We start from the raw sequence: 21,170 nt of genomic DNA, 5'->3' as shown, positions 1-21,170 counted from the left end.
CGCGGGCAAAACGGCAATTCTTGTAGTATAACTACAAGCTTGCTACATCCCTGGCATCTGCCAATAACAAGAGTCCTGCCCTTTGAACCTGTTGCAACATATCGCCCAGTCGCGCCACCTGTTACGCAAATCGGAACTCAAGGTTGCCGATCACGTGCTGCTTGACCCTGCGGCTGTAATGCACAGTTCCATGGCCGACCTGGCCCACAGCGTTGGCATCAGCGAGCCGACCATCGTGCGCTTCTGCCGCGCCATCGGTTGCTCGGGGTTCCAGGACCTGAAACTCAAGCTGGCCCAGAGCCTGGCCGCCGGTGCGAGTTTTGGCCAGTTTGCGATCCACGAGGACGATTCGGTCGCCGACTACAGCCTGAAAATCTTTGACACCACCCTGCACACCCTGATGGAAGTGCGCGAGAAGCTCGACCCGGTGGAACTGCAAAAAGCCGTGACCGCCATGTCCCAGGCCCAGCGCGTGGAGTTCTACGGTTTTGGCGCCTCGGGTGCGGTGGCGGCCGACGCCCAGCACAAGTTCTTCCGCTTGCTGCTCACCGCAGCTGCCTACAGCGACCCGCACATGCAGGCGATGTCGGCGGTGACCTTGAAGCCTACCGACGTGGCCATCTGCATTTCCCAGTCCGGCCGCTCCAAAGACCTGCTGATCACCGCCAACCTGGTGCGCGAAAGCGGCGCCTCGCTGATCACCCTGTGCCCGAGCCAGACCCCGTTGGCGGAGCTGTCCACGGTCAACCTGGCAATCGATGTGCACGAAGACACCGAAATCTACACGCCGCTGACCTCGCGCATCGCCCACCTGGTGGTGATCGACGTACTGGCCATGGGCGTGGCCATGGCGCGCGGGCCGAGCCTGGTCAACCACCTCAAGAGTGTGAAGCGCAGCTTGCGCAGCCTGCGGTTATCGCCCAAGTCGGTCAAAGCCCTGGACGACTGATTCAAGGTCGCACTCGAAAATGTGGGAGGGGGCTTGCTCCCGATAGCGGTGTATCAATCAGCTCATCTGACACTGACCCACTGCCATCGGGAGCAAGCCCCCTCCCACATTTGCATCTCCTGCGTGCCCAAAATCTTCATCAGGCTGTCATCGCCGCGTCATCCCCCAGGACCATCCTGAGCTCCCGTACTCGCATTGGGAGACTCGAAATGGCCCGGCACTACGAAGAAAGCAGCAGCTCCGTCAAAACCCGTCGTCAGCAGGAAGACCAGCGCCGCATGGCGTTCCGTCGCGCGATTGAAGACCGTTGCGACCAGCGTCAACTGCTGCAGAGCATCAGTGACTACCCGGAACTGCATTGGCAGGCACCCGCGGCCGCCCAGCGAAGCGCTCAGCCAGCGCGCTGATCTGCAACCGCTCGCTGCGGATAAAGCCCAGGAAGGCATGGGCCACCGGTGACAGGCGCTTGGCCTTGGCCTGCACCAGGCACCAGCTGCGGTACAGCGGCAGTTCCTCCACCGGCAGCTCCCTGAGCCCGCCGGTGGCCAGTTCCATGTTGACCGCATGGCGCGTCAGCAGCGCCACGCCGAGCCCGGCGCACACGCATTCGCGTTGCGCCTCGGCCGAAGCCACCTCTACTGTCTGGGTGAAGTGCACGCGTTTTTCCTTGAAGTACTCCTCACAGGCCATCCGCGTGCCGGAGCCCGGTTCGCGCAGCAGCAGCGTGTAAGGTTCCAGGTCCTGCAGGCGCAGCGGGCCCTTGAGGCTCAACGGATGATCCGGGGGCGCCACCGCCACAATCGGGTTGTTGAGGAAAGGCAGAAATTCCAGGCCCATGTCCTGAGGCACCATGGACATGATCACCAGGTCGTCACGGTTGTCCGACAGCCTGCGAATGACCTGCGCGCGGTTCACCACCGTGAGGTGCAGTTGCACTTCCGGATGCTGGCGCTTGAAGGCGGCAAACAGGTGCGGCACGAAATACTTGGCGCTGGACTCCACCGCCAGTTTCAGCTGGCCCTGCAGCGACCCTTGCATGTCCGACAGCTGCATGTCGAGGTTCTCCAGGCGCCCGAAAATATCGCGGCTGGCCCGCTGCAGGGCTTCGGCGGCCTCCGTCATGTAGAGCTTTTTGCCGACATAATCGAACAGCGGCTGGCCAATCAGCTCCTCAATCTGGCGAATTTGCAGGCTGACGGCCGGTTGTGTGAGGGACATTTCCTCGGCTGCCCGGCTGTAGGACCGCAGATCACACACCTCATTGAAGATTTGCAGCTGACGCAATGTCAGTCGCATCAATGACTTACGCATTTTTAAATCACCTCGGCCAACCCTGATGAAGTGACTATAAGTCTTTACTTATACACAGCCCAATAATTATTGATTTTTGTTAATCCCTCCGGCGGCTTAGTGTGTGTCTCGCGACTGTCATGAAACATTTGGTCACGCGTCGGCCCCGCTTCATCGGGTCGAAGACGCAGCAATCGGCTCAAGGGAATTTCCAAGTGATAAAAAAGATCCTGATCGCCAACCGTGGGGAAATTGCCGTCCGCATCGTGCGTGCCTGTGCCGAGATGGGCATTCGTTCGGTCGCAGTGTTTTCCGATGCCGACCGCCATGCGCTGCACGTCAAACGTGCCGACGAAGCCCACAGCATTGGTGCCGAGCCCCTGGCTGGTTATCTCAACCCGCGCAAGCTGGTGAACCTGGCCGTGGAGACGGGTTGCGACGCGCTGCACCCCGGCTACGGCTTCCTGTCGGAAAATGCCGAACTGGCGGACATCTGCGCCGAACGTGGCATCAAGTTCATAGGCCCTTCGGCTGAAGTTATCCGCCGCATGGGCGACAAGACCGAAGCACGCCGCAGCATGATCAAGGCCGGCGTGCCGGTTACCCCCGGCACCGAAGGCAACGTCGCCGACATCGCCGAGGCCCTCACCGAGGGCGATCGCATCGGTTACCCAGTGATGCTCAAGGCCACGTCCGGCGGCGGCGGGCGCGGCATTCGTCGGTGCAACAGCCGTGAAGAACTCGAACAAGCCTTCCCCCGCGTGATCTCCGAGGCCACCAAGGCTTTCGGTTCGGCAGAAGTGTTCCTGGAAAAATGCATCGTCAATCCCAAGCACATCGAGGCACAGATCCTCGGTGACAGCTTTGGCAACGTGGTGCACCTGTTCGAGCGCGATTGCTCGATCCAGCGCCGCAACCAAAAGCTCATCGAAATTGCCCCCAGCCCTCAGCTCACCCCTGAGCAGCGCGCTTACATCGGCGACCTGTCGGTGCGCGCCGCCAAAGCTGTGGGCTATGAGAACGCCGGCACCGTGGAGTTTTTGCTCGCCGAGGGCGAAGTGTATTTCATGGAGATGAACACCCGGGTGCAGGTGGAACACACCATCACCGAAGAAATCACCGGCATCGATATCGTCCGCGAGCAGATCCGCATCGCTTCGGGCCTGCCACTGTCGGTGAAGCAGGAAGACATCCAGCACCGTGGTTTCGCGTTGCAGTTTCGCATCAACGCCGAAGACCCGAAGAACAACTTCCTGCCCAGCTTCGGCAAGATCACTCGTTATTACGCACCCGGCGGCCCTGGCGTGCGCACCGACACGGCGATCTACACCGGCTACACCATCCCGCCGTTCTACGACTCCATGTGCCTGAAACTGGTGGTATGGGCGCTCACCTGGGAAGAAGCCATGGACCGCGGCCTGCGTGCCTTGGACGACATGCGCCTGCAGGGCGTGAAGACCACCGCCGCCTATTACCAGGAAATCCTGCGTAACCCGGAATTCCGCAGCGGCCAGTTCAATACAAGCTTTGTGGAAAGTCACCCTGAGCTGACCAACTACTCGATCAAGCGCAAACCCGAAGAGCTGGCCCTGGCCATCGCCGCCGCCATCGCCGCCCACGCAGGCCTGTGAGGAATACAACAATGTCCAAGAAAATCTTTGTAACCGACACCATCCTGCGCGACGCCCACCAATCGCTGTTGGCCACGCGCATGCGCACCGAAGACATGCTGCCGATCTGCGACAGGCTCGATAAAGTCGGCTACTGGTCCCTGGAAGTCTGGGGCGGCGCGACCTTCGACGCCTGCGTGCGCTTTTTGAAAGAAGACCCGTGGGAGCGCCTGCGCCAACTGCGCGCCGCGTTGCCCAATACGCGCCTTCAGATGCTGTTGCGCGGGCAGAACCTGCTGGGCTATCGCCATTACAGCGACGACGTGGTCAGGGCGTTCGTGGCCAAGGCTGCCGTCAACGGCATCGACGTATTCCGCATCTTCGACGCCATGAACGATGTGCGTAACCTGCGCGTGGCCATCGAAGCAGTCAAAGCCGCCGGCAAACACGCCCAGGGCACCATCGCCTACACCACCAGCCCGGTGCACACCGTCGAAGCGTTCGTGGCTCAGGCCAGGCAGCTGGAATCCATGGGTTGCGACTCGATTGCGATCAAGGACATGGCCGGCCTGCTGACCCCCTACGCCACCGGCGAACTGGTCAAGGCGCTGAAAGCCGAGCAGAACCTGCCGATTTTCATCCACTCCCACGACACCGCCGGCCTGGCTGCGATGTGCCAACTCAAGGCCATCGAAAACGGTGCTGACCACATCGACACCGCGATCTCCAGCTTCGCCTGGGGCACCAGCCATCCGGGCACCGAGTCGATGGTCGCCGCGCTTAAAGGCAGCGAATTCGACACCGGCCTGAGCCTGGAACTGCTGCAGGAAATCGGCCTGTACTTCTATGCGGTGCGCAAGAAGTACCACCAGTTCGAAAGCGAATTCACCGCCGTCGATACCCGCGTGCAGGTCAACCAGGTGCCGGGCGGGATGATTTCCAACCTGGCCAACCAATTGAAAGAGCAGGGCGCCCTCAATCGCATGAGCGAAGTGCTGGCCGAAATCCCGCGTGTGCGTGAGGACCTGGGCTTCCCGCCGCTGGTCACGCCGACCTCGCAGATCGTCGGCACCCAGGCGTTCTTCAACGTGCTGGCCGGCGAGCGCTACAAGACCATCACCAACGAAGTGAAGCTCTACCTGCAAGGCGGCTACGGCAAGGCGCCCGGCACCGTGAACGAGAAGCTGCGCCGCCAGGCCATCGGCAGCGAAGACGTGATCGACGTACGCCCGGCTGATTTGCTCAAACCTGAAATGACCAAGCTGCGCGGCGAAATCGGGGCGTTGGCCAAGTCCGAAGAAGACGTGCTGACCTACGCCATGTTCCCGGATATCGGTCGCAAGTTCCTCGAAGAGCGCGACGCCGGCACCCTGGCGCCGGAAGTGCTGCTGCCGATCCCTGAAGCTGGCGGCGTGGCCCGTGCAGGCGGTGAGGGCGTGCCGACCGAGTTCGTGATCGACGTGCATGGCGAAAGCTACCGCGTGGACATCACTGGTGTGGGCGTGAAGGCCGAAGGCAAGCGCCACTTTTACTTGTCCATCGACGGCATGCCCGAAGAAGTGGTGTTCGAACCGCTCAACGACTTTGTCAGCAGCGGCGGCAGCAAGCGCAAGCACGCTACCGAGCCAGGGCACGTCAGCACGGCAATGCCGGGCAATATCGTCGATGTGCTGGTCAAGGAAGGCGACGTGGTCAAGGCCGGCCAGGCGGTACTGATTACCGAAGCCATGAAGATGGAAACCGAAGTGCAGGCATCGATTGCCGGCAAGGTGAGCGCTGTTCATGTGGCCAAGGGCGACCGGGTCAATCCGGGCGAAATTCTGATTGAAATCGAAGGCTGACCCACAGCCTTCGACCGCTACCGTTTAATCCTCGGGGGAGCAGGTGCTCCCCTTTTTTTGCCTGTAATTTGGCGGCCGCGGCGCTTAAAAACTCATCGTCCACTGCCCCATCAGGCCCTGGTTACGGCTGTGGGTACCGGCCTGGCCGCTGTAGTTCAGGCCGACGGTGTGTTGCGCAGACAGCGCAAGGTCCAGACCGGCTTGCAATTCCAGGCTGTCGCGGTCGAGCGAGGTGCCGGTGATGGTGAAGTCGTCAATCAGCCCCGGGGTGTGGCGATAGGACTGACGCACCTGGCTGTCAACCGCGCCGTAGAGGTGTTTCCAGCGGGTGCTGAGGTGGGGAGTGAGGCTGACCTGGTGATCGAACCGATACTCCGTCGCCAGGCGCAGGTCAACGGTGCTGTTCAGGTTTTGCTGGGTTTGCGAGCCGACGTTCAGCGCGGCCAGACCGCCGCGCTCCTTGAAGCTGTCGCGATGATAGCGCTGGTAGCCCAGCCCGATGAACGGCTCGGCGCTGAAACCCGCGCTGCCCAACTGGTAGCCCAGCTCAGAGAAGAGGGTTTGGCTCTGGGCGTCGTAGCTCCCCTTGAGTTGTTCCTCATAGTCGAGCAGTTGAATGCGGCGCTTGTTGGTGCCGGCATGGCGGCTGTAGATGCCTCCCAGGCGCAGGGCCATGGGACCGTCCTGGCGCACCGCGTAGCCACCCAGGTGCCAGCTGTCGAGGTCGGCGTTGAAGCGTTGGGTGTTGAAGCGGCTGCTGGTTTTTGCGCCCATCATGCCGACGCGCCAGGCTTGGTCCAGTGCCCAATCGGCGCCCAGCATCAAGCCTTGGGAGTCGGTGCTCAGACCGGCGCTGCCGCCTTGCCTGGCCAGGCGACCTTCATTGCGCACGCCTTTGGTCCAGAAGTGGCCCTCATCGGTGTCGGGCAATGCGTGCAGGGTTGAAAGCAGCTGGCTGCCAAGCTGCTGCGTGGTGTTTTGAGTGGCTGCGGCGAGATTGGCGTTCTGGCTGCCGGCCAGTTGTTCAAGGGCGGCACCCATTCCTCCGGGGTCCCGGGTGAGGGCGTCAGCGATTGTTTCCAGTTCTTTTTCCTTCTCCGATGTCAGTTCCGCGTCCATCAGCTTGGTGAGCGCGGGATCAAGCACGGCAGCAAGCTGCAAGCCGTTGTAAGACGTGGCCTTCTGGATCAGATAACCGTTCACCAGCGGTGTGTCGACTTTAGGCACTTCATACCACTCGGCATCCTCTATGTCGTCGGGTTGCGAGTGGTGGTGCAAGTAGTCGAACTCACCTCGCGCATAGGCGGGTGAAAGGCTGACCGTGCTGATCGCAAGCGCCATGACCAGGGCAAATCTGTGGGGTGTAAGAAGCATGTAATCCCAACCTCTGATAAATGAGGCCGGGAATTTAGCGAGATGGGCTGATGATAAATGTCAGGCTGGCGACTGCTGTTTTGCGGGAGTTGTCTTTACTTGGCGGCGATTAAAAACACTTCATTCCCAACACTGAAGCGCTTCAACCGCGCCGCACATACCCCTTGCCGAAGTGCCGCTCCATGCGCGCCTGGATCAACTCCAGTGCCAGGGACATCACCCAGTAGATGATCGCCGCGGTGGTGAGCATCTCGATGTAGCGGTAGCTGGAGCGGCCGTAGGACTGCGCGAGGAACATCACTTCCCACACCCCCATCACCGAGATCAGCGACGAGTCCTTGAGCATCGAGATGAACTGGTTGGTCGCCGGCGGGATGATGGTGCGCATGGCCTGGGGCAGGGTGACGTGCCAGAAGATTGCACTGTCGCGCATGCCCAGAGCCAGTGCGGCCTCGCGTTGTCCGTGGGCTACGCCGAGGATGCCGGCGCGGAAAATCTCGCTCAGGTAGGCGCCATAGTTGAGCGACAGCGCAATGATCCCGGCAACGATGGCGCCCGGCACCAGGCCCAGCTGCGGCAGACCCAGGTAGATCAGCAAAATCTGGATCAGCAGCGGCGTGCCGCGAAAGAACGACGCGTAGAAACTGGCGATGCCAAACGCCACCGCGCTTTTCGACAGGCGCCCCAGGGCCGTGACAAATCCCAGCACCGACGATGCCAGCATCGAGCACAGGCACAGGAAAAGCGTGAGCGCGGCACCTTGCAGGAACCCGTTGGGCGCCAGGTGCAGGCCGACCAGGTTGGGCAGCTTGTCGAGGATGATCGAAAACTTCAGGTCGAAGCTCAGGAAAAAACTCGCAAACAGGATGAACAGCGCTGCCCAGGTCAGGTAAAGCCGTGTGCGAAAACTCATTGGCTGATGTCGGCGCCGATCCATTTTTGCGACAGCTTGCTCAAGGTGCCGTCCTGTTTGAGCTGGGCGAAGACCTCACGCACCTTGCTGTCCCACTGCGGGTCGCCTTTCTCGATGGCCACCGAGTTGGGCTCCGAATACAGCGGCGCGCCGGCCAGCTTGAAGCGCTTGTCCTGGCTCAGGCGTGGCTGGGCGGTGACCAGGTTGGTGAGGATCGCATCCAGGCGCACACCGGCGCCCAGGCCCAGGTCCTGGAAGGCCACGTTGTCGGTATCGTACGGTGCGATCTGCACGTCTTCGAACGGGTATTGCAACTGCGTGTCTTCGGCGCCTTCGATCACCAGGTTCTTGTTCAGGTAGCTTTCGTAGCTGGAGGCACTGGTGAGGCCGACTTTCTTGCCGCTCAGGTCCTTGGCCTCGTGGATGCGGTCATCCTTGGCATTAACCACGATCACGGCAGGCGAGGCGTAGTACTCCACCGGGAAGTCGAACACCTCGGCGCGTGCCTTGCTCGGGGTCATGGAGCAGATGCAAATGTCATAGCGCCCGCTCCAGCGGCCGGCGGCGATCACGTCCCACGAGGGGGTTTCCAGGCGCAGTTTCACCCCCAGTTTCTGCGCCACGGCCTTGCCCACATCCACGTCGAAACCGTCGAGCTGATTCTGGTCATTGAGAAACGAGAACGGCGGGTAGCTTTCCATCAGCACGCCGACCAGTTCCTGCTTTTGCTCGATGCGGTCCAGAGTGGCGCCACCAAAGGCCTGGGTGGAGGCAGCCAGCAGTGTCAGGCCCAGGGCGAGCAGCGGTTTGATTTTCAAAATTGAACACCTGAATAAAAAAGAGGTTGTTATTAACCGAATGGTACGCATTAAATAGTTATAAGAACGACTCTCATAGTGAGTTATTTTCATAAGCATATGAGTAAAAAGCATATGGGCACAGCAAGCACAGTCATTCTTGATGGCGGCATGGGCCGCGAACTGCAACGCCGTGGCGCGCCGTTTCGCCAGCCGGAGTGGTCGGCACTGGCCTTGAGCGAGGCGCCGCAAGCGGTAGAGGCGGTGCACGCGGCGTATATCGACAGCGGCGCCAACGTGATTACCAGCAACAGCTACGCGGTAGTGCCGTTTCATATCGGTGAAGCGCGGTTTGCCCAGGAAGGCCAGGCACTGGCCTCCCTCGCCGGAGAACTGGCGCGGCGGGCGGTGGACGCTTCGGGCAAGGCCGTGCGCGTGGCCGGCTCGCTGCCGCCGCTGTTCGGGTCTTACCGCCCGGATCTGTTCCAGGCCGAGCGTGTGAACGAACTGCTGAGCCCGTTGGTGCAGGGTCTGGCGCCCCATGTGGATCTCTGGCTGGCGGAAACCCAGAGCTCAATCGTCGAGGCGCGGGCGATTCATGCCGGATTGCCGCAGGACGGCAAACCGTTCTGGCTGTCGTTTACCTTGAAGGATGAAGACACCGACGACGTCCCGCGCCTGCGCTCCGGCGAGCCGGTGGCGGAGGCGGCCGAGGCGGCGGTGCAGCTGGGCGTGCAGGTGCTGCTGTTCAACTGCAGCCAACCGGAAGTGATCGGCGCAGCGATTGATGCCGCCCGCCACACCTTCGAGCGCCTGGGGGCAGCGATCCAGATCGGCGCCTACGCTAATGCTTTCCCGCCGCAACCCAAGGAAGCCACGGCCAACGACGGCCTGGACCCGTTGCGCGACGACCTCGACCCACCGGGCTACCTGCACTGGGCCGCCGATTGGCAGGCACGGGGCGCGAGCCACCTGGGCGGCTGCTGCGGGATCGGGCCGGAGCATATTGCGGTGTTGGCCGAGCAACTGAATCGCTGATTCACCACAGGCTGAAAATCCAGGAGGCTGGGTGGCGAGCGGGCTTTTTGTGGCGAGCGGGCTTGCCCCGCGTTGGGGTGCGAAGCGCCCCTAATTGAATAAAACGCGGTGTACCTGACACTGCGCGGAGCATGGTTTTGGGGCTGCTGCGCAGCCCAACGCGGGGCAAGCCCGCTCGCCACAGGAGTGTGGCTGCCTGAAACTCCAGGCTAAAATCGACAAGTTATTTGTGTCTAACAAGAGGGAGCAAGCCCCCTCCCGTGTTGTGTTCAGGCCCGGCACTCGGCCAGGGTTTTCAGTTGGCCGGCGCCTGACTGGTTGGCCTCTGACAACCACGCTTCAAATCCTGCACCCACCGTCGGCCACTCCGAGTCGATGATCGAATACCACGCAGTATCGCGGTTGTGGCCCTTGATCACCGAATGCTGGCGGAACACCCCCTCAAAACTGAATCCCAACCGTTCGGCTGCGTAGCGGGAGCGGTCGTTGGCGTTGTTGCATTTCCATTCCAGCCGGCGATAGCCCAGGTCGAACGCGTGCCTGGCGAGCAGGTACACCGCCTCGGTGCTTTTGGGCGAGCGTTGCATCGGTGCGCCGAAGGTGACGTGGCCGATTTCGATGCGCCCGTGTTCGGGCACGATCGACATCAGGCTGAGGATGCCCTGGGCGCGGGCGCTCGCGCGGTCGATCACAGTGAAAAAATACGGGTCGCTGTGCGCGGCATGATTGTCCAGCCAGGCATCGAAGGCGCCGCGCTCGGGGAACGGGCCGTAGGGCAAGTAATCCCACAGCCTGGGGTCGGCGCCGGGGCCTTGCAGCGCGTCGAACAGGTCGTCGCCATGCTGCGCCGGGTCGAGTTTTTCCAGGTGGATGAAACGCCCGTCGAGCCGTTGCACGGCAGGCGCCTGGACGCCTTTCCAGTCGGGGAGGGAAGTGGACATGCGGCGCTCCTTAAAGGGCTTGGCGAAATTGGATGAGGCCTGGGCGTTCGGCGATACGTTCGTAGAGTTGGATCGCCGTGGCATTGGTCTCATGGGTCAACCAGTGCACTTTGGCACAGCCGTCGGCCCTGGCGGTGGCATATACGAATTCGATCAACTTGCGGCCCACACCGGTGCCACGTTGGGACGGGGCCACCAGCAGGTCCTGCAGGTAGCAGGAGTTTTCGATGCTCCAGTTGGAGCGATGGTAGATGAAGTTGACCATGCCCACTGCCTCGCCATCCTGCCAGGTCAACGCTGAATGGGTCGGTTCGTCGGGGTCGATCAGGCGTTGCCAGGTGCTGTGGCTGACGGCCTGCGGCAGCTCGGTGTTGTAGAACTTCAGATACGCCTGCCATAGCGGCAGCCAGGCGTCGTGGTCGGCGGCAGTGACGCGGCGGATATCGATCGGGCTCATTCTGAGACTCCCTGGGGAATAAGGCGGGACACGGTTTGGTCACCCACATCGTCGCTGGCCGCCAGGCCCTCGCGTACGCCGGCGATGTCGGCCGGGCTGCGGTTCTGGCTGAGTTTGCGTTTGCCGATCAGGCGTTCGATGGGCAGCGCGAAGCCGACGATGGCCTTGAGCATGCCGTCAATATAGTCGGCCGGCGCGTCGCTGACTTGCCATGGCTGTTCGCGCCGGGCCTCGTGGCGATCAGTCAAGGCCGTGACCACATTGAGCAGGCGCGCCGCATCGTTGAACACCTCGGCTTTGCCGTAAGCGTGCACCGCCAGGTAGTTCCAGGTCGGCACCACTTTGCCGTGCTCGGCCTTGGCCGGATAGAACGACGGACTGATATAGGCGTCGGCACCGGCAAAGATCACCAGAGCCTCGGCGCCATTTTGCAGTTCGCGCCACTGGGGATTGGCCCTGGCCAAATGCCCATAGAGCGTGCCATTAGGGCTCTCATCGGGGTTGAGCAGCAGCGGAAGATGGCTGGCCAGCAGGCCTTGCTCACCGAACGTCACCAACTGTGCCAGACGGGTTTGGCGGATCCATTGCTGGAGTTCGGGCAGATCATCGACGGCGAAGGCGCGGGGTGTGTACATGAAAGTTTTTCCTTGGCGAATGCCTGCATCCTAGGCAGGCTAATGGTTCGTTGTAAGAGCCATCTCCGACCCATTTGATAGGTCCAATGCCATGCCCGCCATCGAGCCGCCTCTGTCGTTCAACCCCATCGGTATCGAACTGGACCGTCGCCAGGGCCTGACTCGCCAGTTGTATCAGGCTCTGCGCCAGCGAGTTCTGGATGGACGTTTGGTCAGCGGCACGCGGCTGCCGGCCAGTCGCGACCTGGCGGCAGTGTTCGGGATTTCCCGCAACAGCGTGGTGCGCGCTTACGACCAGTTGTATGCCGAAGGCTTCATCGAAACGCGGGTCGGAGACGGCACCTACGTGGCCCGGTTACCGCGTGCAGTCACGCCAGCAAAAAAACTATCCACAAAAGTGTCCACAGGCTTATCAACAGGCTTACCCACAGCTTTATCCACAAATTGTGCAGATCTAGCGCCTGCTGCCTGCGCTCAAGTTATCCACAGCAGCGCATTGGAGCGCGTGCAAAACCACCACCTGGCACACTCGCCCAGCGGCCCACCGCGTGCGTTTCGTGTGGGCGTGCCGGCATTCGATCTGTTTCCTTTCGAGGTGTGGGCCAAGCTGAGCGCGGCTTTCTGGCGCAGCCCGGACCTGCAACAGCTCTGCTATGGCGACCCGGCAGGGGATCTGCGTCTACGCGGCTTGATCGCTGCCTACCTGCGCAGTGCCCGTGGCTTGCACTGCACGGCTGAGCAAATAGTGATCACCAATGGCGCGCAGCAGGCCATCAGCCTTTGTGCACAGCTGCTGGTGGAGCCGGGTGCCTCGGTTGCCATCGAAAATCCGGGCTACCAGGCCGCCGCCCGTGCGTTTGCCGTGGCTGGTGGCCGATTGCACGGCGTGGCGGTGGACAGCGAAGGTATCGACTGTGGTGCGCTCAATGCCCTTGAGCATTGCCGCCTGGTCTATGTCACCCCGGCCCATCAATACCCGCTGGGCGTGGTGATGAGTCTGGCGCGACGTCTGGAACTGCTGGCCTGGGCCGAGCGTACCGGCGGTTGGGTGATCGAGGACGATTACGACGGCGAATACCGCTACAGCGGCGCCCCCCTGGCGCCGTTGGCGGCGTTGGACCGCAGCGGGCGCGTGCTCTATGTCGGCACCTTCGGCAAGGTGGCCTTCCCGGCATTGCGTTTGGGCTACCTGGTGCTGCCGCCAGGTCTGGTGCAACCGTTCTCCCGACGCCGTGCCGTCGACATGCGCCACTCGGAGGTCAGCACCCAGGTGGTAATGGCCGATTTCATGGCGGCAGGGCATTTCCAGCGGCACATCCGGCGCATGCGCCGCGCCGCCCTCAGCCGCCGTGATGCGCTGCTCAGCGGCTGGCCGGGCCCATTGCCAGGCGTGAACTGCCTGCCCACAGTCGCCGCTGGCCTGCACCTCAGCGTTCGTGTGGAGAGCCTCGTCCGTGAGCAGCAATTGCTGGCACAGGCCGAGGCGGTGGGGGTTGAGATCACCGGCCTGAGCAAATACTGGCTACCCGATTCCAGTACGCCGCCCGACCAACGTGCCGGGCTGGTGCTCGGATTTGCCGCGGTGCCCCCGGCGCAGATCGCGCAAGCCCTGGCGCGCCTGCGCCAGGCCTGGGGTGGCTAGGGCACTTGGAGGAGCGCGCCTGCGCCTGCAGCGGGAGGGGTGAAAAACAGTGATCGGGCCAGTTGCGGGCTTATCTCGCTGCGGTACACCGCGATGCTGTCGCGCTCGTCGCCGCGGCCGGGTGGCTGATACTTGCCCCCCAGACGTCGCTGTGCCTTGGTTTTAAGGTGCGCGGCGGTGTAGCTTTCCTCAGGGCTGACCAGGTCCTTGTAGTGAAAATGCGCATACCACAGCGCATTGGCGTTTTGCGCGTCGAGGATTTCGTATTCTTTCAAGTAGCCTTTGTGACGCCCGGCGAGCTTGCTGCGTGCACCCGGCAACGGGTTGATGGTGATCTCTTTTTCGCGGTACAGCAGTTCGACATGAGCGGCCGTCGGTGGGCGTCGCTTGAGCATGTCCAGCTTGACCCGGCGACCCTCTGTGTAGAGGCGTTTGACGGCACTGTCGAGGCTGTGATTGGTCAGTGCCGCCGACGGCGAACCGCTTTCGGTCTGGTTACTGGCAGTCAATGCCGAGTCGATATCGCGGCTGGCCTGCTCCAGCTCGTCGGCCTTGCGGTGAAAGCGTTCTTCGATTTCGACCGGCAGACGTCGTGCGTCGCTGGCCAGCCCTTTGGTGCGTTCGATGAAATGCTCAACATCATCAAGCAACTCCTGAGCGCCGGCGATACTGGCGGCCACCTCACGCGCACCCCCGCGTGCAGCCTGTGGCGACACGCGTCGGCGTTCGACCCACACGCCGTCTTTCTCATGAAACAGGGCTATCACCTTCCCGGTCAGTGGCTGCTTGACCTCCACCAGCGTATCCGGCTCGCCGCTGTGCGACGGGCGCTCCTCGCCCACCACCACGCCCTTGAAGCGGGTCTTGATCACCCTTGTGCGAGGCCGCGGTGCAGGCTTGGACGGGCCGGCAATCAACGACTCCAGCGCTTTGCGTTCGCGCAACAGGCTGGCCAGTCGTTTGGTGGCCCGTTGAGAGAACTGCTCGGTCAGCTGTTGCAGGGTGTCAAGGGCTGGCCTGTGCACATCCTGCGGGAAGTCGGCCGGCAAGTCGGCCATGCTTTGATCCAGTGCGGCAAACTGCTCCACCAGGCTGTCGAGCAGCTGAACCTGCTCGTCCAGCGTAGCCGGGTTGTCCGGCTGCAAGGCCTCGCACAGGCTCTGTACCGCCAGGTCTGCCCTGTCGACCATCTGGCTCAGGGTCGAGCGAGCATTGGCCGCGGCGCCCTCGTTCAAGCACAGAAAACGGGCCAGGGTGATGCGAAAAGCCTTCAAGTTATCCACAGCCAGCCTGGGCAGGAGCGAAGCCTGTTGATCGGCAAACAGCACGCCGTCGGCGCCCAATGCGCGTGCGTCCTTGAGGTGTGCATCGAGGTAGCTGATGCGGTCTATCAACGCCTGGGTGGACACATCGGCACGGCGACAATTCTCAAGGGCTGTGAGGGGCACCGGCTCGTCTTCAAGGTCAAGATAGTCAGAGACGCTCAGCAGATCTTCTTCGAGATGGGTCATTTGTTCGGCGGTGGCACTGCGTGCCAGGATGATCTGATCGCCCAGGTAGCCGAGCATGGCCTGCTGAAAAGTCGGCACGGTATCGAGGATATTCAGCGATTTAAGCTGGGAGATAGGCAGGTCCAATTCTTCAAGGCGAGTGGTCACGTTCGCTAGGTAAGTGCTGCGGACCTGTGCACGATCGGCCGGGGCTGCCTTTTCGATCGCCTCTTGCAGGTCCACCAGTTGCTGGCGTCGCTGCTCCAGCCGGGTATCGAAGGCATCCAGCTGCTCGCGCAGGTCATGGATTTTCGGCGGCCTCAGGCGCTGGCCTTTCTGCCGTCGGCTGCGCAGCCCGCCGCCGCGCAAGCGCAGGCGGGTGTCGATGAACCATTGGCCGAGGCGATTGTTGATCAGCGGTGGGCCGAGGCGATCCGCGTTTTTTGGATCGATGATCAGTACCGTATCGTTTTCGTCCAGTGTTACCTCAAACCAGCGATGTGCCACCGGGGCGTACCACTTCGGGCCCTTTGGATAAAGATGCATATGGGCACCCGGTGTGGCATTGGGTTCGCCCAGTCCATCGGGCTTGGACAGGCCGAAACTGTCCAGCGTCGCTGCCAGGTTGAGACGACTGCGCGTCAGCGCGCCGCTGGTGTGCAGGCTTATGTCATGGGCGGTGGTCAGGTCAGCGGTGTCGAGGGTCGGTTTCTGGATAATCGACAGTTTGGCCGGCAGCGGCGCCTTGGGCGCCGGCGTTTTTTCAAGCGCAACCGCAGGCCTGTGCTGCTGGCTGACGTGCAGCGCCAGCGCCATGCCCAGCGTCAGGAAAAAATCCACGGCTGCGCTGACCTCTTTGGATGTGTCGCCACTTTCCTTGGCATCGATGCCTTGCTGCAGGTCGTCCACCAGTTGCCAGACCCACGCCGCCGCGCCTGCCGTGCGGCCCATGAAGGGCAATGCCGCGTTGAGCAGCACCCAGCCGGCGTGCTTGAAGCTGGCCCAGCGCGCTTGCGCATTCGAAACCGATTGCCGATCCGCCAATGTCACCAGCGCCCGGGCGTTGGCCTCGTAAAGCGCTGTGAACACATCGCCGTCCAGCGGCTGGGTATCGAGCTCGACAGGCCCGCTCATCACCCACGAACTCAGGGGCGCGCTGAGCAGTTCCGGCAGCACCCAGGGTGAGGGTAGGCTGCCTGGGAAGACGAATTGCGCGTAGTCGTTGCGCACGTCGTCCGCCAGCCAGGCGAGGACCGACCGGCGCAGCGCAGTGTCCTGTTTGATCGCATAAAGGAGGTTGGTCGGTGAAGGAAACTGCATCAGGGGGACGCCGGATAGCGGCTGATAAAGCAGGCAGGGGCCCCTCTTCGAGTCCTGCGGGCCGATGATGAACATATTTTCAACTCGGTCTGCCGTGCCGCCCAGCCGCCTCGTTGGGCGCAAAGCCATGGGCCGGATGACCACTGCATAGCCGTCCACCTGGCGCTGCGCAGCGTCTTCGAGCATCACGGCGCGCACATACCGATAACCCAGTTCGTCGAGCTCGAACGCCTGGCGAATCTTGTACTGCAGAGCCAGCAGCGGCAGTTGCAGGCGCAATTGCTCGGTGTACAGACGTTGACGGCGTTGGGTTTGCACAGGGTCTTTGAGCAGTCGTGTGTTGACCTGTTCGGGGTAGTGGCGGCCGATATCGGCCCAGGTAATCAGTTGCTCCAGGTAGGCGACGGTCATCCAGGCCGGCGTTGCGCTGCCATTTCGGTAGCTCAGGGTTTTGTTGCCCAGCGGCAGCGCGGCAAGATTCTGCAGGGCGAGTTCGATCAGGTTGAAGGTTTCGGTTTGGGTGGCGCCGGGTATCGCGACGGTGCCCCAGACCACCTGGCTGGTGACGGTAATCTCTATCTTGTCCAGGTTCAGTTGCGTGGCCTCGGGATGGTCCCTGAGCAACTGGGTACGCAGCGCCTGGCGCGCAAAATCGGTGATCGACGGCAGTTCATCGGTGAAGGTCTTGCCCTCGTTTTGAACGGACAGGTTGCCCAGGTCCATCATGTAGCGCGCGTAAGCGGTCTGATCGGTCTGTGCCGCGTTCAACAACCAGTCGGGTAATGCGTTGCGTATGTTATCGAGCTTCGACGGGTTGATCACCGCGCCGGTTGCCTGCGTATTCAGGTTATGTGTGGACAGCAGGGTCGCTGTTTGAGTGGCGAAATAGTCGATGCCACTGATGGCATCGAGTTGCAGGTCGATCAGACTGAAGGCCTGGTACTCGAAAAAACTGGCATCCTGTTCCAGCAGCCGCCAGTGCAGTTGCGCTCCGGGGGCGGCGCCTCGATAAGGCGCAAGTGTTTTGCCGAAGTCCTCCAGGCTGGCAAATTTTTCGTACCCGGCGTTGATCGAGTACGTGAGAAGGATGGTTTTCTGCTCGTGGCGCGCGACCAGCACGGCAGTGGACAACAGGCAGACATGCTGGAGGTTAGTGCCGTCTTGTCGGTCGATGTCCACAAGGTAGGTGCGAGTTGCGTATTTGTCGTGTGGCAAACGCTCAGCGTAATCGGGATAGTGATACACCAGATGGGCCACGGCGCAGTCGTCAGCATCCCAGTCATCCATTTCCTGCACGTTCCAGACATCGCGCAGTACCTTGGCCAACAGTCGCCAGCGCGGGCCATCGGTGCCTGCACTCTGGTTCCAGAAATCCAGCTGTTGCTCCTGGAACGCCACATTCAGCAGGGGCGCCAGTTCATTGATCAGCCGTCCAATCGCTTCGATCTTCACGGGCAGGTGCGTGTCGCGGGCGCTGCCCGAGAAGTTCACCAGGTAGTGCTCGTTATCGAGGTAAGTTACCGGCGCCTGGGCGATTGCACTGCGTATGAGAGCGCCGGTGAGGGTTTCTCCAAGGGCTTTCTCGGGAATGAGTTCGCCATTCAGAACAGTCCATCTCGGGGTCCTGACGATGGCCAGATTCGGGTCGATATCCAGTGTCGGATACAGCTCGTGCAGTGCCGTTTTCAAAGTGCCTGAGGCCACTTCGCGCAGAGATGGATTGGTGGTCAATTGCGTCAGCAGCGTTTCGCTGTCGGTCAATACGAGGTCGTTCATAAAGGCACTCCTTGGCCTGTTGGGCGGGCCACCACCTGGTCTTCGACGATCTCCCACACAGGGGTGCCGAACAGTGTGTTTTCGGAGTCGATGGCCAGTGTCGGGTAGCGCTCGCGCAGTTGTTCGCGCAGCAGCACGGCGGCGAGGTTGGGGCGTGGGGGAAGCGTTGAAGCCATGGAAAACTCCTGACGAGCCTGAGTATGGAAACTGGGGTGTTTCCATACTAGGAACCGCTCGGTCAGGAGGGCGGTGATTATGTAAGGGCGGGCCTCAGCCCAATTCGCCGCACAGGTTGGCTTCCACCAGGCGCCGCACTTGGGCGTGATCCAGTCCGGCGCCGAGCAGCGCGTTGAGCTTGCCGAACGCTGCTTCGCGGGTCATGCCGCCACCGGACAGCACGCCCACACCGCGCAGGCGGCTGCCGGCTTCGTAGATGTCCAGTTCCACGCCGCCTTCATGGCATTGGGTGATCGCGACCACAACAATTTCCTTGTCCTGCGCACGCTGGAGGCTGGCGAGGAAGTCGGGGTTGTCGCTGGGGCCGGTGCCGCTGCCGAAGCATTCGAGAATCAGCCCGTGAATGCCGCTGTCGATCAGGCCGTCCAACTGCGCTGCGCCGATGCCCGGCACCAGCGGCAGCACGCCGACGCTGGCCAGGGTTTTCGGCTGGCGATAATCCAGTGCCGCCGGGAGAGCGGTAGCGCGTGCCACGCCGCCCTGACGCTTGAGGGCTGCAAAGGGATTGCGCCCGAAACTGCGGACTTTCGCGCAGGCGGTCGGCGCCAGTAGCGCGCCGTGAAAGTGCAGGTGCACACCCGGCGCCAGGCCTGTACCCAGGGCGGCCAGGGCGCCGCTGACGTTCTCCCAGGCATCGCTGTCGGGCACGCCCGCCGGCAGCATCGAGCCGGTGAACACCACCGGCACCGGCAGGCCCAGCAGTTGGAAACTCATGGCGGCGGCGCTGTAGGCCAGGGTGTCGGTGCCGTGCAGGATCAGCACGGCGTCGCAACCGGCGTCCGTTGCTTCGATCACCGCGGTGCGCAGGCGCTGCCAGTAGGCAGGGGTCATGTTGGCGCTGTCGATCAGCGGCGCCATTTCCTGAAAGCACCACGTGGGCACTTGCGCATCGGCAAGCTGCTCACGCATGCGCGCTTCAAAGCCCGAAGCAGGTGCCAGGCCGTTGGCGCTGGCCTGCATGCCGATGGTGCCGCCGGTGTAGAGCACTATCACGTTGTTGGCTGATTGCATCAAAGAATCTCCTGAACGAAAAACGCCGCCGGGCCCCGAGCATGCCCAAGGCCGGGCGGCGTGTCATCTCTCTAGGCTCAGCGCTGTGGGTGCGCGCTCAGTTCAGCCGCTGGCGCCTGCTGCGGCTTCGCAGGATTGGCCGGCCAGGCGCTGCGGTCCAGGTCCAGGTCCGGGAACTGGCTGGAGTCGAACACCGGCGTCTTGATGCCCGCTGCGCGCTGGTTGTCGTAGTCGTTCAGGATGCGCATGGCGATCTTGAACAGGAACGCCAGGGCGAACAGGTTGACGAACGCGAGCAGGGTCATGGTGATGTCGGCGAAGGCGAATACGGTGCTCAGGTTCTCGATCGAACCCCAGAAGATCAGCACCAGCACCAGCGCGCGATAGCCCATCAACACCTTGCGGTTATTGCCGACCAGAAAGCGCAGGTTGCTCTCGCCCAGGTAGTAGTTGTACATGATCGAGGTGAACACGAACAACGCCAGGGCTACCGAGATGAACATGCGGCCCCAGTCACCGACCACGGCGGCCAGGGAGTTCTGGGTCAGGGCAATGCCGTCGCCTTCAAAGCCCGGGGTGTAGAAGCCGGAGAGCAGGATCAGCAACGCGGTGCAGGTGCAGATCACGAAGGTGTCGAGGAACACGCTGAACGCTTGCACCACGCCCTGGGCAATCGGGTGCTCTACCGAAGCGACGGCGGCCACGTTGGGCGCACTGCCCAGACCTGCTTCGTTGGCGAACACGCCGCGTTTTACGCCCATGATGATCGCACTGCCCACCAGGCCACCGAAGGCCTGGTCGAGGCCGAACGCGCTCTTGACGATGGTCGCGAGCATGGCCGGTACGTGGTCGAACTGCAGCACGATCACGTAAAGGGTTACGGCGATGTACACCAGGGTCTTGACCGGCACCAGCAGGTCGGCGATCGAGGCGATGCGCTTGATCCCGCCGATGAACACCAGGCCCAGCAACACCGCCAGCGCAAGGCCGGTGTAGGTGGTGTCGAGGCCGAAGGCATTGTTCAGCGAGTGGGTCACGGCGTGGGCTTGCAGGCCGTTAAAGGCAAAGCCGAAGGTCACCAGCAGCAGGAACGCCATGACCATGCCCAGCCAGCGTTTGTGCAGGCCGTGCTGGATGTAATAAGCCGGGCCGCCACGGTAGGCGCCGTCAGCGTCGGTGCGCTTGTACAGCTGGCCCAGTGAGCACTCGATAAAGCTCGACGACATGCCCACCAGCGCGGTGACCCACATCCAGAACACGGCGCCCGGGCCACCCAGGGTCACGGCAATGCCGACGCCTGCGATGTTACCTGCACCGACGCGGCCCGCCAGGCTGAGCATCAGCGCCTGGAACGAGCTGAGTTGGCCGGAGCTGCTCTTCAGGCTGTCTTTGAATACCGAGAACATGTGGAAAAAGTGGCGCAACTGCACGAAACGCGAGCGAATCGTGAAATAACCACCGAGCCCGACAATGAGCACGATCAGTACTTTCCCTGAGAGGAAGTCGTTGATGACTTCGAGCATGGAGTGTTCCTCGCTGATTTTTTAATGGCAAACGCAGGACGGTTCGATGCATCGCTCGGCACCAGGCAGTGCACGATGCTTCGACCCCAATCCTTTTGCGGGTGTTGTTATTCATGCGCTTTCGCGTTGTTCCGGGCCCCGTTACCGATGGCCGCAGACGCGATGAGGGGCGGCACTATACCTAGGCGCGCGTGATCCGTCTGCACGGGCCGATTAAAGGTTTCAGCAGCACTGAATCGGACAAGTCGGGTTTGCAGGGCGATGTTGGATTTTTTATAGGCGTCATTTCGCAACCTCAAGGCAAAAAAAGGTTCTTCACGGAATCC

17 protein-coding genes are annotated in these 21,170 nt (G+C 62.0%); 6 read left to right on the top strand and 11 right to left on the bottom strand.

Features of this window, described 5'->3' with window-relative positions; all coding sequences use genetic code 11:
- Window positions 1-82 precede the first annotated feature (82 nt).
- Window positions 83-949, top strand: coding sequence for a transcriptional regulator HexR (hexR, locus tag VRB54_RS24140; protein ID WP_003177007.1), 867 nt, complete (start codon window positions 83-85; stop codon window positions 947-949).
- Window positions 950-1,158: 209 nt separating this feature from the next.
- On the top strand, window positions 1,159-1,356 hold the full coding sequence (locus tag VRB54_RS24135; protein WP_338479020.1) for a PA3496 family putative envelope integrity protein: 198 nt from the start codon (window positions 1,159-1,161) through the stop codon (window positions 1,354-1,356).
- On the opposite strand, the gene VRB54_RS24130 is transcribed toward VRB54_RS24135, so the two are convergent.
- On the bottom strand, window positions 1,286-2,260 hold the full coding sequence (locus VRB54_RS24130; protein WP_209986569.1) for a LysR family transcriptional regulator: 975 nt from the start codon (window positions 2,258-2,260) through the stop codon (window positions 1,286-1,288). The two genes, VRB54_RS24135 and VRB54_RS24130, sit on opposite strands and share 71 nt — an antisense overlap.
- Window positions 2,261-2,454: 194 nt before the next feature.
- On the opposite strand from VRB54_RS24130, the gene VRB54_RS24125 reads away from it, so the two are divergent.
- Complete coding sequence (locus VRB54_RS24125; RefSeq protein WP_338479019.1) at window positions 2,455-3,870, top strand: acetyl-CoA carboxylase biotin carboxylase subunit; 1,416 nt, start codon at window positions 2,455-2,457, stop codon at window positions 3,868-3,870.
- Between the two features lie 11 nt (window positions 3,871-3,881).
- Complete coding sequence (gene oadA / locus VRB54_RS24120; RefSeq protein ID WP_338479018.1) at window positions 3,882-5,690, top strand: sodium-extruding oxaloacetate decarboxylase subunit alpha; 1,809 nt, start codon at window positions 3,882-3,884, stop codon at window positions 5,688-5,690.
- Window positions 5,691-5,774: 84 nt separating this feature from the next.
- Here oadA and VRB54_RS24115 read toward each other — a convergent pair whose 3' ends face one another.
- From VRB54_RS24115 to VRB54_RS24105, 3 genes are all read right to left on the bottom strand, one after another.
- On the bottom strand, window positions 5,775-7,064 hold the full coding sequence (locus tag VRB54_RS24115) for an autotransporter outer membrane beta-barrel domain-containing protein (protein ID WP_338479017.1): 1,290 nt from the start codon (window positions 7,062-7,064) through the stop codon (window positions 5,775-5,777).
- Window positions 7,065-7,206: 142 nt separating this feature from the next.
- The gene (locus VRB54_RS24110; RefSeq protein ID WP_338479016.1) at window positions 7,207-7,977 is read right to left on the bottom strand and encodes an amino acid ABC transporter permease; all 771 of its coding nucleotides are present in this window, start codon (window positions 7,975-7,977) and stop codon (window positions 7,207-7,209) included.
- Window positions 7,974-8,795, bottom strand: a complete 822-nt coding sequence (locus tag VRB54_RS24105) for an ABC transporter substrate-binding protein (protein WP_338479015.1) — start codon at window positions 8,793-8,795, stop codon at window positions 7,974-7,976. Before VRB54_RS24105 ends, VRB54_RS24110 begins: the two co-directional genes overlap by 4 nt.
- Before the next feature lie 114 nt (window positions 8,796-8,909).
- On the opposite strand from VRB54_RS24105, the gene VRB54_RS24100 reads away from it, so the two are divergent.
- On the top strand, window positions 8,910-9,812 hold the full coding sequence (locus VRB54_RS24100; RefSeq protein ID WP_338479014.1) for a homocysteine S-methyltransferase family protein: 903 nt from the start codon (window positions 8,910-8,912) through the stop codon (window positions 9,810-9,812).
- 269 nt (window positions 9,813-10,081) lie between these two features.
- On the opposite strand, the gene VRB54_RS24095 is transcribed toward VRB54_RS24100, so the two are convergent.
- Genes VRB54_RS24095 through VRB54_RS24085 form a run of 3 tightly spaced genes read right to left on the bottom strand, consistent with a single transcriptional unit; the run spans window position 10,082 to window position 11,845 of the window.
- A complete protein-coding gene (locus VRB54_RS24095; RefSeq protein WP_338479013.1) occupies window positions 10,082-10,753 on the bottom strand; it encodes a GNAT family protein in 672 nt (223 codons plus the stop codon).
- Window positions 10,754-10,763: 10 nt separating this feature from the next.
- Complete coding sequence (locus VRB54_RS24090; RefSeq protein ID WP_338479012.1) at window positions 10,764-11,210, bottom strand: GNAT family N-acetyltransferase; 447 nt, start codon at window positions 11,208-11,210, stop codon at window positions 10,764-10,766.
- On the bottom strand, window positions 11,207-11,845 hold the full coding sequence (locus VRB54_RS24085) for an FMN-binding negative transcriptional regulator (RefSeq protein WP_338479011.1): 639 nt from the start codon (window positions 11,843-11,845) through the stop codon (window positions 11,207-11,209). Before VRB54_RS24085 ends, VRB54_RS24090 begins: the two co-directional genes overlap by 4 nt.
- 91 nt (window positions 11,846-11,936) lie before the next feature.
- Here VRB54_RS24085 and VRB54_RS24080 point away from each other — a divergent pair, with 91 nt between their 5' ends.
- The gene (locus VRB54_RS24080) at window positions 11,937-13,487 is read left to right on the top strand and encodes a PLP-dependent aminotransferase family protein (RefSeq protein WP_338479010.1); all 1,551 of its coding nucleotides are present in this window, start codon (window positions 11,937-11,939) and stop codon (window positions 13,485-13,487) included.
- On the opposite strand, the gene VRB54_RS24075 is transcribed toward VRB54_RS24080, so the two are convergent.
- The 4 genes from VRB54_RS24075 to VRB54_RS24060 all read right to left on the bottom strand — a co-directional run bounded on the left by VRB54_RS24075 (window position 13,484) and on the right by VRB54_RS24060 (window position 20,844).
- Complete coding sequence (locus tag VRB54_RS24075) at window positions 13,484-18,073, bottom strand: dermonecrotic toxin domain-containing protein (RefSeq protein WP_338479009.1); 4,590 nt, start codon at window positions 18,071-18,073, stop codon at window positions 13,484-13,486. The two genes, VRB54_RS24080 and VRB54_RS24075, sit on opposite strands and share 4 nt — an antisense overlap.
- Window positions 18,070-18,249, bottom strand: a complete 180-nt coding sequence (locus VRB54_RS24070) for a hypothetical protein (RefSeq protein WP_338479008.1) — start codon at window positions 18,247-18,249, stop codon at window positions 18,070-18,072. The genes VRB54_RS24075 and VRB54_RS24070 overlap by 4 nt, the downstream gene beginning before the upstream one ends.
- Before the next feature lie 94 nt (window positions 18,250-18,343).
- On the bottom strand, window positions 18,344-19,321 hold the full coding sequence (locus tag VRB54_RS24065; RefSeq protein WP_338479007.1) for an asparaginase: 978 nt from the start codon (window positions 19,319-19,321) through the stop codon (window positions 18,344-18,346).
- Window positions 19,322-19,398: 77 nt separating this feature from the next.
- A complete protein-coding gene (locus VRB54_RS24060; RefSeq protein WP_338479006.1) occupies window positions 19,399-20,844 on the bottom strand; it encodes an alanine/glycine:cation symporter family protein in 1,446 nt (481 codons plus the stop codon).
- Window positions 20,845-21,170 lie beyond the last annotated feature (326 nt).

It is taken from the genome of Pseudomonas trivialis, assembly GCF_036864995.1.
In the GTDB taxonomy this organism is placed as follows: Bacteria; Pseudomonadota; Gammaproteobacteria; order Pseudomonadales; family Pseudomonadaceae; genus Aquipseudomonas; species Aquipseudomonas trivialis.
The sequence above is the reverse complement of the archived record's forward strand: the minus strand, read 5'-3'. Positions and strand labels throughout refer to the sequence as shown.